We start from the raw sequence: 13695 nt of genomic DNA, 5'->3' as shown, positions 1-13695 counted from the left end.
TCGCGCCTTTTCAAGCAATGGCGCGGCCGGCTTTGGCGCGCCACCGTGGGAACACATGTCGCACAATACATTCGGTCACCTCTTCCGCGTAACCACCTGGGGCGAAAGCCATGGTCCGGCGCTCGGCTGCGTCGTCGACGGCTGCCCTCCGGGGCTGCGCTTCACGCTCGCGGACCTGCAGGTCTGGCTCGACAAGCGCAAGCCCGGACAATCCCGCTTCGTCACGCAGCGGCGCGAGGACGATCTGGTGAAGGTCCTGTCCGGCGTCATGCTCGACGCCGACGGCGAGACGATGACGACAACCGGCACGCCGATCTCGATGTTGATCGAAAACACCGACCAGCGCTCCAAGGATTACGGCGAGATCGCCCGGCAATACCGCCCCGGCCACGCCGATTTTACCTATGATCTGAAATACGGAATTCGCGACTATCGCGGCGGCGGCCGCTCCTCGGCGCGCGAGACCGCGGCACGGGTTGCCGCCGGCGGCATTGCCCGCCTCGTCGTGCCCGGTGTGACCGTGCGCGGCGCCCTGGTGCAGATCGGCAAGCACAAGATCGAACGGCGCAACTGGGACTGGGACCAGGTCGGCCAGAACCCGTTCTTCTCCCCCGATGCGGCGATCGTGCCGGTGTGGGAGGAATATCTCGACGGCATCCGCAAGGCCGGCTCGTCGATCGGCGCCGTCGTCGAAGTGGTCGCCGAAGGCGTGCCGGCCGGTCTCGGCGCACCAATCTATGCCAAGCTCGACCAGGACATCGCCTCACTGCTGATGTCGATCAACGCCGTCAAGGGCGTGGAGATCGGCAATGGTTTTGCCGCCGCCGAAACATCGGGCGAAGACAATGCCGACGAGATGCGCATGGGCAATGACGGCACGCCGATCTTTCTTTCCAACAATGCCGGCGGTATTCTCGGCGGGATCTCGACCGGGCAGCCGGTGGTGGCGCGGTTTGCCGTCAAGCCGACCTCGTCGATCCTGACCGAACGCCAGTCGATCGATGCCGACGGCAAGAATGTCGATGTCCGCACCAAGGGCCGGCACGACCCCTGCGTCGGCATCCGCGCCGTGCCGATCGGCGAGGCGATGGTCGCCTGCGCCATCGCCGATCATTATCTTCGCGACCGCGGCCAGACCGGCCGGCTGAAATAGGAGCGTCCATGTCTTACGATCAGAAACGCGTCGTCGACGCCATCAGGGCCTTCGAGGCCGGTGAAATCGTCGTCGTCATGGACGACAATGACCGCGAAAACGAGGGCGACCTGATCGTCGCCGCCGTGCACACGACGCCGGAGAAGATGGCCTTCATCGTGCGCCACACCTCCGGCATCGTCTGCGCGCCGATGCCGAAGGAGGAGGCGAAACGCCTCAACCTCAACGCCATGGTGGCGGAAAACGATTCGGCCCATACGACCGCCTTCACCGTCTCGGTCGATTTCAAGCACGGCACGACGACCGGCATCTCGGCCGACGACCGGACGCTGACGGTGCGCAACCTCGCCAATCCGAATGTCGGCGCCGCCGATTTCGTCCGCCCCGGCCACATCTTCCCGCTGGTTTCGCGCGAAGGCGGCGTGCTGATGCGCTCCGGCCATACGGAAGCCGCCGTCGACCTCTGCAAGCTTGCCGGCCTGCCGCCGATCGGCGTCATCTCCGAACTGGTCAATGATGACGGCACCGTCACGCGCGGCCCGCAGGTCGTCGATTTCGCCGAGAAGCACGGGTTGAAGCTCGTCTCCGTCGCCGATCTCATCGCTTATCGCCAGCGCAAGGAAACGCTGGTCGAGCATGGCGCGAGCTTCGATATCGACACGGCCTTCGGCAAGGCCAAGGCCCACACCTATTCGCTGCCCTGGGACCCGATGCAGCATCTCGCCGTCGTCTTCGGCGATATCCGCGACGGCGTCGACATCCCGGTGCGCCTGCATCCGGAAAATGTCGCCGAGGATCTGTTCGGCAAGAACAGCCCGGTCGATTTCTACATGCACAAGATTTCCGAGGAAGGCCGCGGCGTCATCGTCTATCTGCGCGAGGGCTCGGTCGGCGTCGGCCACCACGACAACGGCCGCAAGGCCCGCAACCAGGGCCGCGAAGCCCATGCCGAAGCCCAGTCCCGCGACAGCGAATGGCTGGAAATCGGCCTCGGCGCCCAGATCCTCAAGGACCTCGGCGTCAGCTCGATCAAGCTGCTGACCAGCCGCGAGCGCCACTATGTCGGCCTGGAAGGTTTCGGGATCAAGATCAGCAAGACGGAGATCTGCTGAGGCTCGGAGAAAGTCCCCTCCCCAACCCCTCCCCACAAGGGGGAGGGACTATCCTGTGGCGCCGTCGCATTTCATCCCCGACGATGCAGCTTGTGGCAGCGTATTTTGGTCGCAAGACCCGGCCGCGAGTTAGTCCCTCCCCCTTGTGGGGAGGGGTTGGGGAGGGGTTTTATCCTCTCCACCTTTCCAGCAACACCACCTTCTCCACACCCGCGAACCGCGCCACCCGCTCCAGCTCCGCTTCCAGCCGCTCCAGCCGCCCCGCTGACGCCTTCACGCCCGGCTCCAGCCAGAGCCGCCTGACATCGAGCGTCGATTTCTTCCGGTCCGCCTTCATGTCGATGCGGCCGATCAGCCTGTCGCCTTCGAGCAGCGGGAAGACGTAATAGCCATATTCGCGCTTCGGTTCGGGCACGAAAATCTCGATGCGGTAGAAGAAGCCGAACAGGCGTTCGGTGCGGTTGCGGTCGCGGATCATCGGGTCGAAGGGGCTGAGCACGCGGATGCGCGGCGGTGCGCCGGGGTAGCTGTCGAGCGTCGAGAGGAAATCGGCAAAGGCCCAGGAGGGGCGCGGCTTGGCCCCGAGCGCCGGTTCGATCAGGACCTCGATCAGTTCGTCGCGATGAGTTGATACCCAGGCCTTGGCCTCGTCAGGCGAGACGAGGCTCCAGAAGGCCGATATCTCGCCATGGGTGGCAAAGCCGAGGCGGCCGAGGGCGCTGCGGCAGGCCCAGTCGATAAACTCCTCGCGGCTCACCTCCGGCTCGCGGAATTCGGCCGGAATGACGCGCTCGGTGAGATCATAGATCTTCTGGAAATTCGAGCGGCCGGCGATGGCGAACTTGCCGGTGTGCCAGAAATATTCGAGCGCCGTCTTGTTCGGATGCCAGTTCCACCAGCCGCCGGAAACGTGACCGTCGGCCTTGATGTCGCGCGCCAGGATGGCGCCGTCGCGCGCAACGCGCTCGTAGGTCTCCTCGAACGCCGTCTCGAAACCCTCGCCGCGCCATTTGCGCCAGCGCTCGATGATGACCTTCTCCTGGTGGCGGAACTTGTGCTTCCAATAGACGAAGAAGGCGCTCGGCAGGATGGAGGCGTCATGCGTCCAGTGCTCGAACAGCGTGCCGTCCTTTTCGAGCAGCGCGGTCAGATGTTCGCGCCTGTAGGTCTGGTTGCGCGAAAACAGGATCTGGTGATGCGCCCGCTCCACCGTCTGGATGCTGTCCACCTGGACGAAACCCAGCTCGCGGATGAGCTGCAGCAGGCCCTCCTTGGTCAGGGCACGGTTCGGTGGCGTGCTGAGGCCCTGCTTGGCGAGGAAGACCCGGCGGGCGTCGGCATTGGAGAGCAGATTCGTCATGGGGCATCATAACGCGGAAAATCTTCCTAGCCACCCGATATCGAGATTTGCTCTTCATCACCCTCGATTACCCGTATAGAAGCGCTGCTGTCAGGTTGGCGCGAATGGCTGCCCCTCACCCTAACCCTCTCCCCGCTCGCGGGGAGAGGGGACGTGCCTTGCGAGACGTCGGCGGGGAACGGAGAGGTCGCGGCATATCCCCTTCGCCCCGTTTACGGGGAGAAGGTGGCGGCAGCCGGATGAGGGGCTGGTCTTCGCAGATCTGCCCATTGAAGGCCGGATGCGAGGAACTGGTTTGGACATACGATTCGAAGGCGCCGGGGTCAGTTTCGGGGCGCGGGTGGCGCTGGAGCCGCTGACGCTCGGCATCAGCGGCAAACGCATCGGCGTCATCGGGCTGAACGGCTCGGGCAAGACCACCTTTGCGCGGCTGATCAACGGACTGACCAAGCCGACGGTCGGACGTGTCACCGTCAACGGCCGCGACACGGCCGATGAGAAGGCTGCCGCAGTCGATGTCGGCTTCATCTTCCAGTCGCCGCAGAACCAGATCATCCTGCCGATCGTCCGGGACGACATCGCCTTCGGGCTGAAGCGACACGGTCTCAGCAAGGCGGAGATCGAGGCGAAGGTCGAGGGCGTGCTCGCCCGCTTCGGCGCCGAGACGCTCGCCGACCGCCGGGCGCATGAGCTTTCCGGCGGCGAGCTGCAGGTGGCCGCCCTCTGCTCGGTGCTGGTGACGGGACCCGGCATTCTCATCCTCGACGAACCCACAAACCAACTCGACCTGAAGAACCGGGCACTGGTCGAGCGGATTATCGCCGGGCTGCCGGAAAGCGCCATCGTCATCACCCATGATCTGGAACTGATCGCCGATTTCGAGCGGGTGCTGGTGTTTCATCAAGGGCGGCTCGCCGCCGATGCGCCGGCGACCGAGGCGATCGCCCGCTACAGGGAGATCGCCGCCTGATGCAATCGCTCTATGTCGAAGGCAACAGCCCGATGCACCGGCTTTCGCCGCGAATCAAGCTGGTGTCGCTTGCGGTCTTCGGCATCGTGCTGTTCATCAGCCAGAACATCGCCCTGCTTTGCGGCCTGGTGGTGCTGACGGCGGTCGTCTACCGCACGACCGGCCTGCCGCTCGGCGAGGGCCTGCGGCGGCTGCGGCCGGTCTTCCTGACCATTGTGGTCGTGGCGCTCTTCAATCTCCTCTTCAATTCCTGGCAGGCCGCACTCGTGCCGGTGCTGCGGCTGACGGCGCTGATGCTTTTTGCCGCCGCCGTGACGGCGACGACGTCGATCACCGCCTTCATCGACGAGGTGACGGCGCTCGCCCGCCCGCTGGAGCGCACCGGCTGGGTGCAGGCCGACGATATCGGCCTGTCGCTCGGGCTCGTCCTGCGTTTCGTGCCCGATATTGTCGGCCGTTATCAGGCGATCCGCGAGGCCCACAAGGCGCGCGGGCTGACGGCTCGGCCGACGACGCTGCTTGCGCCGCTGATCATCCTGACGCTCAGGGATGCGGATAATGTCGCCGCGGCGATTGACGCGCGCCGCATTCGACGGCATGGAAGTTAACCAATTTTAACCACGGAGTTCATGATGAGCACCCGCGACCTCGTCCTTACCGCCCTCTTCGCCGCGATCATCGTGGCGCTCGGCCTGCTGCCGCCGATTTCGCTCGGCTTCATTCCGGTGCCGATCACCGCCCAATCGCTTGGCGTCATGATGGCCGGTGTCGTGCTCGGCGCCCGCCGCGGCGCGATTGCCGTGCTGATCGTGCTGCTGCTCGTCGCCATCGGCCTGCCGGTGCTCTCCGGCGGCCGCGGCGGCCTTGCCATCTTCGCCTCGCCGTCGGCCGGCTTCCTCGTCGGCTGGATCTTCGGCGCCTTCGTCACCGGCTATCTCAGCGAGCGCCTGGTCAACCACGGCCAATCCGGCCTGGTGCAGACCGTGAGCTTCTTCCTCGCCGCCATGGTCGGCGGGGTCGTCGTGCTCTATGCCTTCGGCATCGCCTATCTCGCGACCATCGCCGGCCTTGGCTTCACCAAAGCCTTCGTCGGCTCGATGGCCTTCATTCCAGGCGACGTCATCAAGGCTTTCGTCGCAGCCCTGCTCGGCCGCGCCGTCATGGTCGGCTATCCCCTGCTGCCGGCGCGCGCGTAACCGTCCCTTCGCAAATGCTCGCAATGGCCGTCTTCGTCAGAAGGCGGCCATTTTGCGTTGACGGCGCGCGCAATATCCATCGCTCGATATAGGAGGCGAGCCACGCGTCTCTATAACGTGGGATAAGGGACTGTCTTCGTTGCGATCTTGGCATGACCTGGAATCCGGGCAACAAAAAACCGCCTAGAGGCGGTCGGGCATTCTATCGATTTCAGTTTGATTTAGTCTCCTCCTCCATCTCCACCTCCTCCGTCGCCACCGTCACAGCCGCCACCGTGGCAGTCGCTGCCATGTGAGACATCGTACCCCGCTCCAGCTCCATCGCCATCGCCATCACTGCCCAACTTATTGCTAGTGACGGAGATCACGGCAAACAGGATGAAGCAGGTAATGAACAAGCCATCCGCGTAAAATTTGTCCAATCAGTATCCTTTCGTTTGCATCGGGAAATCCTGTTTCCCTATTGAAATAATAGATTATTTTGCCGATCCCGGCAATTGCTCCAATATGAAACTTTTATGACATCCGGGATCGCGTCAAAACGCCCTCTCTTGTCACCGCCGGGCGGCCCCGACTCTGCGCTACACCCAAAGCCGGCGCTGGGTTTGATTCAAGCTGTCGCCCTTCGGGGAAAGAGCACGGCGTGCGGGGCGGCTTTGACCCCTGCCACGACTAGAGTATCCCGATAGAGACGAGGAGACGCTATTCCCAGCCTGGAATGCAGCGCTGCGGCCGAGCCCGGTAGAAACGGGAGTAGACAGCGGGCAACGGTCGCAAGGCCGTAGACCTGCTCGGCCAGGCAGGCGCCGAGACGTTCGGCGGTCGCCTTGCGATCCTGCGGAGAGGTATGACCAAGCAGCGTTTTCGCATCCGCCCATGGCGCCTGCTTTGTAAACCGCCGGTTCGCCTCGCCGACAAACTCAAAAATGTCGGCGAGGCCGATATGGAGCTCGTAGGCCTCGAAAGCCTCCGCCACCTTCCCCGGAAGGCGGGCGGCTTGCTGCACGAACTCGCTGTTCGGCACGGGCGGTACGATGCCGTCGAACGACTGATGTAGAAGGGCAAGCACCCGGTTGGCGAGATTTCCGAGCTGGCCTGCGAGCTCTCCCGACCATGCGGCCTCGATACGTTCGCCGGAGAAGTCGCCATCATCTCCCGAGCGTATATGCCTGAGCAGGTAATATCGCAGTGCATCCGGCGTTCCGTAGGCGTCGATGATGCCTTCCGGATCGATGCCGTTGCCGGCCGACTTGCCGATCTTCCTGCCGTCCAGCGTGACGTAGCCGTGCACCAGGATCGACGATGGAGGCGGCAGGCCGGCGGAGAGCAGGATGGCCGGCCAGTGGATGGCATGGAACTTTGAGATGCCCTTGCCGACGACATGAATGCGGTCTCCGCCGTTCCAATAGCGCTGCAAGAGCGCCCGATCGGACCCGTGCCCCAGGCCTGTGAGATAGTTCGCCAAGGCATCGAACCAGACGTAGACGACCTCACCTCCACTCGGCTCTTCGCCGTCGGGAACCGGAACGCCCCAGCCTCGCGCCCGTTCGGCGCTGCGCGACACGCTGACATCGGTCAGGCCGCGCCGCAGCAGGGCAAGGATCTCGTTGCGCCGATGGGCTGGAACGATCCGAAGCTCGCCGGTCTCGACGAGTTCGAGAAGCCGGCCGCCATATCGGGAGAGACGGAAAAACCAGTTCTCCTCGCGGACGACCTCAAGGGCAATGCCATGTTCCGGGCAGCGCCCGTCATCGAGTTCCGATGGCTCGTAGAATTGCTCGCAGCCGACGCAGTAGAGGCCTTCATAGGCCTTGCGGTAAAGGTCGCCATTTTCAGCGCATGCTCTCCACAAGACATGGACGCAGGCAGCGTGCCGGGGATCGCGGGAGGTCCGCACGAATTCCTCGTTGGAGATATCGAGTTGGCGGCCCAGGCGCTCGAACCGGTCTGCATTCGCATCGACGAATTCCTCCACGGGCAGTCCTGCGGCTTCCGCCGACCTGACATTCTTCAGGCTGTTGTCGTCGGTCCCGCACTGAAGCCTGACGTCGTGGCCGAGAAGCCGGAAATGACGGGCGTAGGCATCGGCCTGGACGAGCTCGAGGGCAAAGCCCACATGCGGGGCGGCATTGACGTAGGGGATAGAGGCGGTGATGTAGATCTCGTTCATCGGCGTTTCCTTTCGAAGGCTATTTTTCGCCAGCGAGACGGATCGACCCATGAAAAAACCGCCTCGAGGGCGGTCGCTTGTGCATTATGGACGCACGAAACCCGCCACGCTATGAGCGCGGCATCATCATCACGAAAATGCTGATCACGTTGTTGTCCATGCCACTTTCTAGCATCAAGGACGGTTTCGAACAAGCGCGCCGGTTGAGCCGCTGCGCTTTTCCACCCGCCCCTTTGATCATCAAAACGGGTACTTAGTCTTAAGGTTCTTCCCGACGATCGGGAGACACGGGAGGATTTCGCTTGTCAGGCCAAGCTGAACAAAGTGCTTTCCAAAAATCCCGCAACGCCAGTAGGAGTGCGCCGTTGTATTTTCCGTACATGAACGTCACCACGTCATCGGTATCCCACCGCCCTTTCTCTTGCTTGTCTTTCACCGAAAACTCCACATGTGAAGGGCGATCAGTAGGTCCAATGACGCGCACCATTTTGCGAGGTGCAGGCCATAGCTCAAAATAAGTTGATGTCAGGTGCCGAAGTTTTCAACGGTATCGCCCAATCTTCGCCCGTCTATCGCGAAGGTATCCCGATGCGGTCATGCGGAGCAACAGATTCACTTATCCTCGATAAGATGAAGGCGGCCCGCTCTCTCACTGAAGGGCTCGGATCAGATCTCAACGTCAACGCAAGTTCCTGAGCCTCGCGGCTTCCGCCCCAGTGCTGAATAACCGCCGTCAATGCAGCACGCCGGACAATCAGCGATGCATCTGAAGCCGCGGCTCTAATGACTCCTGCTTGGTCGATTGAGAGCTTGATATCGCGAAAATCGAATTTAGGCGTCCTCGTCCTTCGTCCCATAGACTTGTCTACCCACTGCCACTCCCTACCAACGAGCCAAGCTGCGCGCATGTCCGCAATGGCTTGAACCGCGACGGCACGGACCCAAGGTTGTCTCGCGTTCGCCGCCAATTGCAGCAAATGAGTATCCATCGAACTATTCTTCAGCACGAGACGAAAAATCCGAGAAACAGGCCCGGTTTGACCTTCGCAGAGGATACGGGCCAACTCTTCAGCGACGTCAGGCCTTGCCAGCGTTTCTTCCATCGCTTGCCGCTCAACATCCCATCGTCCCCAACTGTCCTGGTGCAGAACCAGGGAGGCCGCGGCATTGGCGATCACCTCGGCCGACGTCAGCGGGAAACAGCGTTTCGCACAGGCGAACGCGGCAACGCGAACCGGCTGAGCCCAGTCATTCAGACGCATGGCGACAGCAGCGAACAGAAAAGGACTCTCCAGTGCCCCGGTTATCCTCTGGAGAGCAGCTTCCCTCATTCGCCCGTCGCGGTGAAATATGAACAGATAACTGAGATCGGGCAATCTCAATAATTGTTCTCTATCTGAGAGATGACGCCAAAATAGCTTGTCAAGCCATGCGGGCTTAGGACGCCAACGAGTTAGATTTGCAACTGCCGCGATCTCCGGATCGGCTTGGCTGATCGATGCGGCCGGGAGAGCGGACATGTGGGCCAAAACAGCAGGAAGCTCAGCTTTGACGCTTCGGCCACTATGCAGGCGTTCGCCAACGGCAGCGAGCGATTTTCGAAAATCGGGTGACAAGATATCTGATTTCGTCATTAGCTGATTTTGGGTCACCAACAACTGCAGATCAATGGGCGTAAAAATATTCTCCTCAAACGGTCGCTTGTGACGCAAGACGTTTGATTCCAAGCCGTTATGCTCGAGGCTTTCGTCGCTCTGCTCGACCGCGCCGTTGGCGCCGGCCGCTTCTCTGAATGTCTTCATCAGCGCATCGAGGGCCCGACTTGACGGCTTATTCGATGACCGACGGTCCAGCGGATCGGCATTCCTTCATGAACCATTCGGTAAAACGGCGCACCGGCTTTTTCGCCCACGCGCTGGTGATCAGGTAATATCCCTGGGTCTCTGCCGTCGAGATGTCCGAAAGCACGACGAGGTCGCCGCGATCGATCTCTCGCCGAAACACTTCGACCGGGCATAATGCCACCCCATGCCCGGCGATCACCGCCGTGGCAAGAATGTTGAAGTCCTGGAATATCGGCCCGCGAACCGGCTCGGGTGCCTTTATCTCGGTCTTTCGGAACCATTCTTTCCAGCCGTCGACGGATTCGTCGTGCAGCAGGTCGGCTGCTGCAAAGGGAACGCTATCGACTGTCCAATTCCGGCTTGCCAGATAATGAAGGCTCGCCACCGGCTGGTTGCGCCGGGAGAACAGCAAACGGCTCTCCCGCCCTGCCGCCAGGTCTTCTCCCATGGTAATCAGAACGTCCAGGCTTTCGTCATCGAAGCGCTCTTCCGCCCTGGCATAGACGATCCTGACATCGAGGTCGGGATCACTCTCCCGGAAGGAGGGCAGCGCCGGAACCAGCCAGCGCGACGCGATCGAAGGGATGCATCCGACGGTGATGGAGCGCATATTGTGGTCTCTGCGCATATTGCCCGTTGCATGGGCGATGGCTGCCAGGGCGCCGGAGATCGCCAGATAATATTCGCTGCCCGCCGGGGTCAGTGCGACGCCGCGCCCGGATTTTTGCAGCAGCTTGCGTCCGAGCCATGCCTCCAGATGTTTGAGCTGATGACTGATCGCAGCATGGGTCACATGCAGTTCGTCTCCGGCCTTCGAGAGACTCATCAGCCGGGCGGTCGCTTCGAAGTCTCTCAAGGCGTTCAGCGGCGGCAGTTGCATATGTTCGAATTCCTCACATGACCGGCAGAATTTGTCATCCGGCAGAAATGTCAAATCTATTCAGATCTATCCCAGGATAGCGAAATGAATTCAAACACTGCATGTAAATTATTCTAACAGTTTTCGCAATTTTGATCATTTGAAGCAAGCGGCGATTTCGATGCCTAATGGATTGTGGAGATCGGAAGCCTCCATCATTGACGAGGAGAAAGTACATGTTTGTGAGAAGCCTGAAAGACGTGGAGCAGACCGAGCGCTTCGTCGATTGGGGCAATGGCACCAGCCATCGCCTGCTGACGAATGATGACGGGATGGGATTTACCGTCTGCCACACGGTCGTTCGCGCCAACACGCAGGCCCTGCTGCAGTATCGCAACCACTTGGAGGCCTGTTATTGCATCCAGGGAGAAGGCGAGGTCGAGGATATGGACGGCAACGTCTTTCCCATCCGCGTCGGCGACATCTACGTCCTCGATCAACATGATCGACACTATTTGCGGGGCGGCAAGGACAAGGACCTCATTCTCGTCAGCGTCTTCAATCCGCCCCTGAAAGGGACGGAACGTCACGATCTGAACAACAGAAGCGGTTCGGAATACTGAGCCGGGCGAACCAAGCGGGAGCGCGGCAATCCTCTTGAGCGATTTCAAGCCGTCACCATCATCGTCGATCTTCGGCAGGTGCCCGCTATCCTTGGCGAACGGTTCGGCGATGTGATAGCCAAGGGCGGAATTGCACGCTCTCGGTGCGGCGTGCCCGCATTGGATGGAAGGGCCTGCTGCCGTGATCCGCACGAAGATCGATACGCTGTGGTTCAAACGGCACTGCGCCTTTCACCTGCACTTTTTGCCCGATCACGAGGCACGATCAAAGCTTTGCGACTTGCAAAACAGGATCGGGCGAGACAACGGAGCGCCGCTCTTGCGCGTCCCGGCCACAAGCCTGCACATGACGATCGCCACCCTGATCGATGCCACGGCCCAATTCAGCATTCCGAACGAGGAGGTCTGGAAGCGCAACGGAGAAAGATGGACGGAGGTCGTCGAGAGACTGGTCGAACAGACCCCATCGTTTGACCTTGATTTTGACGAGGTGGCGGTTTCGGAAGCCGCTATCTTCGTCAAAGCGGAAGAACCGGCGGAATTGCGCCGGCTTCGCTCGGCCGTCGCACAGGCCATCTGCTTCGAGGAGTGGCATCCAAGCCCGCCTGATATAGCGCATGTAACATTGTTCAGGTTTCTTGCCGAACAGCCGGTGCCGGCGGTCAGCTTCGACGCCGGTTGTTTGCCCATAAGAGTGCGGGCTGAATCTCTTACCTTGCTGGAAGAGCGCGTTTATCCAAATGTCGAAACCAATATACTCAGCGCACCGCTCCTCCGCCGCAAAAGCGCGGCATAACAACTCCGGCTGACCGACCCGCTCTGCTGGCTGAAGCCATCGGCGATCACTACCGAAACTGCCGCACACGTGCGATGACAGGCCTTAATCCAGAAAACCGTAGAGCCAGTCCCGCGTCTCCTCCGGCAGAGACACCGGCTGCTTATCCTCGCCGGTGCGGGCCTGCCAGATGATCTCCACCTCGGCGGCGCGTTCCTCCCCCGTATCGATCGAGACGATGAAGCCGATGGAGCGCACGCCGATTTTGTCAACGGCGGCGGTAAAAAGGGCCGGCTCGTCGTAATGCAGCGGGCGGTGAAGAACGCAGGTAATCTTGGTGGCGCTGTAGACCGGTTCGTCCTCGACCTCGGGCCGCGACGACCAGAAGCTTGCAATGACGGATTCGGCATAAGAAATATAGGAGGCCAGGAACATCCGGCCGGTCATATCGACATCGCGAAACGGCACATGTATTTCCGTCACACCCGGGCGTTTAGACTGACTCATCAACAACTCTGCCTACAAAATTCCCCGTCTATGACAGTAGCACGCGGTTTTTCGAAGTAAACGGCTGAGATGACAGGAATTTATAATGCCGCCGGCGGCGAGATGGCGCGGCAGGAGCGCTTGTTGAAATCGTCAGGCGATGCCCCATCTGCTGTGGAACATGACATAAGCGACCGATAGAGTGTCTCCATGAGCACCCGTCTTTATGAACATCCGATCTTCCTGGAACATGTGACGCCGGCCGGCCATCCGGAGCGATCGGACCGGATCCGCGCCATCAATGTCGCGCTCGAACATCCGAATTTCGAGCGGCTGGAGCGCCGGCAGGCGCCCGAAGCGAGCGCGGATGCGGTGCTGCTGGCCCATCCGGAAGAGCATCTCAAAGCCGTGATGCGGGAGATCCCCGAGGAAGAAGACCGGATCAACCAGCTCGAAGCCGATACCTATGCCAGTCCCAAAAGCCTGCAGGCGGCGCTGACCGGGATCGGCGGGGCGATGGCGGCGGTGGACGACGTCTTTTCCGGCGCCGCCGACAATGTCTTCGTCGCCGCCCGCCCACCCGGACACCATGCCGAAAAGATGACGGCGATGGGCTTCTGCTTCTTCAACAATGCGGCGATCGCCGCCCGCCATGCGCAGAAGCGGCATGGCGCCGAACGCGTCGCCATCATCGACTGGGACGTGCACCACGGCAACGGCACCCAGGATATTTTCTGGGACGACCCCTCGGTGCTGTTCTGTTCGACGCATCAGATGCCGCTTTACCCCGGCAGCGGCGCCAAAGACGAAAAGGGCAAACACAATACCATCGTCAATGCGCCGCTCTCGCCGAATGTCGGCAGCGACCATTTCCGCGAGGCGTTCAAATCGCGCGTGCTGCCGGCCGTTGCCGATTTCCGGCCGGATCTCGTCATCATCTCCGCCGGCTTCGACGCCCATCACCGCGATCCCTTAGCGCAGATCAATCTGACGGGCGAGGATTTCGACTGGGCGACCGGGCGGGTCCTGGAGCTCGCCGATCGCTACGCGAAGAACCGGGTCGTCAGCCTGCTCGAAGGCGGTTATGATCTCGAAGGCCTCGCCGAATCGGCGGGCATGCATATTCTGCGAATGATGAAGGGTTGAG

Annotated in this window: 13 protein-coding genes; 8 read left to right on the top strand and 5 right to left on the bottom strand. The window is 61.4% G+C overall.

All coding sequences use genetic code 11. The features are described from left to right. Positions 1-55 precede the first annotated feature (55 nt). Positions 56-1153, top strand: coding sequence for a chorismate synthase (gene aroC, locus AMK05_RS05060; RefSeq protein WP_064837097.1), 1098 nt, complete (start codon positions 56-58; stop codon positions 1151-1153). 8 nt (positions 1154-1161) lie between these two features. Continuing rightward, on the top strand, positions 1162-2265 hold the full coding sequence (ribB, locus tag AMK05_RS05055; RefSeq protein WP_064837095.1) for a 3,4-dihydroxy-2-butanone-4-phosphate synthase: 1104 nt from the start codon (positions 1162-1164) through the stop codon (positions 2263-2265). A gap of 169 nt (positions 2266-2434) precedes the next feature. Here ribB and AMK05_RS05050 read toward each other — a convergent pair whose 3' ends face one another. Continuing rightward, complete coding sequence (locus AMK05_RS05050) at positions 2435-3625, bottom strand: winged helix-turn-helix domain-containing protein (protein ID WP_064837093.1); 1191 nt, start codon at positions 3623-3625, stop codon at positions 2435-2437. 295 nt (positions 3626-3920) lie between these two features. On the opposite strand from AMK05_RS05050, the gene AMK05_RS05045 reads away from it, so the two are divergent. The 3 genes from AMK05_RS05045 to AMK05_RS05035 are packed head-to-tail and all read left to right on the top strand — an operon-like array spanning position 3921 to position 5791. After that, on the top strand, positions 3921-4595 hold the full coding sequence (locus AMK05_RS05045; RefSeq protein ID WP_064837091.1) for an energy-coupling factor ABC transporter ATP-binding protein: 675 nt from the start codon (positions 3921-3923) through the stop codon (positions 4593-4595). Next, complete coding sequence (locus tag AMK05_RS05040) at positions 4595-5203, top strand: energy-coupling factor transporter transmembrane component T family protein (RefSeq protein WP_064837089.1); 609 nt, start codon at positions 4595-4597, stop codon at positions 5201-5203. Before AMK05_RS05045 ends, AMK05_RS05040 begins: the two co-directional genes overlap by 1 nt. Positions 5204-5227: 24 nt before the next feature. Beyond that, positions 5228-5791 (top strand): biotin transporter BioY, encoded by a 564-nt coding sequence (locus tag AMK05_RS05035; RefSeq protein WP_064841279.1) that lies wholly within the window; start codon positions 5228-5230, stop codon positions 5789-5791. 610 nt (positions 5792-6401) lie between these two features. Here the strand turns inward: AMK05_RS05035 and metG are convergent. From metG to AMK05_RS05020, 3 genes are all read right to left on the bottom strand, one after another. Further along, positions 6402-7961 (bottom strand): methionine--tRNA ligase, encoded by a 1560-nt coding sequence (gene metG / locus AMK05_RS05030; RefSeq protein ID WP_064837087.1) that lies wholly within the window; start codon positions 7959-7961, stop codon positions 6402-6404. A gap of 569 nt (positions 7962-8530) precedes the next feature. Beyond that, positions 8531-9763: a hypothetical protein gene (locus AMK05_RS05025; protein ID WP_082935622.1), complete on the bottom strand. Its 1233-nt coding sequence runs from the start codon at positions 9761-9763 to the stop codon at positions 8531-8533. Positions 9764-9791: 28 nt separating this feature from the next. Further along, positions 9792-10685 carry a LysR substrate-binding domain-containing protein gene (locus AMK05_RS05020; RefSeq protein WP_064837085.1) on the bottom strand — a complete coding sequence of 298 codons (894 nt, stop codon included), beginning with the start codon at positions 10683-10685 and terminating at the stop codon, positions 9792-9794. Positions 10686-10900: 215 nt separating this feature from the next. Here AMK05_RS05020 and AMK05_RS05015 point away from each other — a divergent pair, with 215 nt between their 5' ends. Next, on the top strand, positions 10901-11287 hold the full coding sequence (locus AMK05_RS05015) for an ectoine synthase (protein ID WP_049736015.1): 387 nt from the start codon (positions 10901-10903) through the stop codon (positions 11285-11287). 181 nt (positions 11288-11468) lie between these two features. Continuing rightward, the gene (locus tag AMK05_RS05010; protein ID WP_064841277.1) at positions 11469-12083 is read left to right on the top strand and encodes a 2'-5' RNA ligase family protein; all 615 of its coding nucleotides are present in this window, start codon (positions 11469-11471) and stop codon (positions 12081-12083) included. An 84-nt stretch (positions 12084-12167) separates the two neighbouring features. On the opposite strand, the gene AMK05_RS05005 is transcribed toward AMK05_RS05010, so the two are convergent. Next, entirely contained in the window at positions 12168-12569 is a 402-nt protein-coding gene (locus tag AMK05_RS05005; RefSeq protein ID WP_064837083.1) for an acyl-CoA thioesterase, read from the bottom strand. 189 nt (positions 12570-12758) lie between these two features. Here AMK05_RS05005 and AMK05_RS05000 point away from each other — a divergent pair, with 189 nt between their 5' ends. Continuing rightward, positions 12759-13694: a histone deacetylase family protein gene (locus AMK05_RS05000; RefSeq protein WP_064837081.1), complete on the top strand. Its 936-nt coding sequence runs from the start codon at positions 12759-12761 to the stop codon at positions 13692-13694. Position 13695: the final 1 nt, after the last annotated feature.

The sequence above is a fragment of the Rhizobium sp. N324 genome (genome assembly GCF_001664485.1).
Lineage (GTDB): Bacteria > Pseudomonadota > Alphaproteobacteria > Rhizobiales > Rhizobiaceae > Rhizobium.
This window is presented reverse-complemented; position numbering and strand designations above follow the sequence as displayed.

Bases quoted from the DNA above. Each gene is read 5' to 3' on its own strand.
- AMK05_RS05035 (WP_064841279.1), top strand. From the start codon at position 5,228: ATGAGCACCCGCGACCTCGTCCTTACCGCCCTCTTCGCCGCGATCATC.
- metG (WP_064837087.1), bottom strand. From the start codon at position 7,961: ATGAACGAGATCTACATCACCGCCTCTATCCCCTACGTCAATGCCGCC.
- aroC (WP_064837097.1), top strand. From the start codon at position 56: ATGTCGCACAATACATTCGGTCACCTCTTCCGCGTAACCACCTGGGGC.
- AMK05_RS05000 (WP_064837081.1), top strand. From the start codon at position 12,759: ATGAGCACCCGTCTTTATGAACATCCGATCTTCCTGGAACATGTGACG.
- AMK05_RS05025 (WP_082935622.1), bottom strand. From the start codon at position 9,763: ATGAAGACATTCAGAGAAGCGGCCGGCGCCAACGGCGCGGTCGAGCAG.
- AMK05_RS05040 (WP_064837089.1), top strand. From the start codon at position 4,595: ATGCAATCGCTCTATGTCGAAGGCAACAGCCCGATGCACCGGCTTTCG.
- AMK05_RS05020 (WP_064837085.1), bottom strand. From the start codon at position 10,685: ATGCAACTGCCGCCGCTGAACGCCTTGAGAGACTTCGAAGCGACCGCC.
- ribB (WP_064837095.1), top strand. From the start codon at position 1,162: ATGTCTTACGATCAGAAACGCGTCGTCGACGCCATCAGGGCCTTCGAG.
- AMK05_RS05005 (WP_064837083.1), bottom strand. From the start codon at position 12,569: ATGAGTCAGTCTAAACGCCCGGGTGTGACGGAAATACATGTGCCGTTT.
- AMK05_RS05050 (WP_064837093.1), bottom strand. From the start codon at position 3,625: ATGACGAATCTGCTCTCCAATGCCGACGCCCGCCGGGTCTTCCTCGCC.
- AMK05_RS05015 (WP_049736015.1), top strand. From the start codon at position 10,901: ATGTTTGTGAGAAGCCTGAAAGACGTGGAGCAGACCGAGCGCTTCGTC.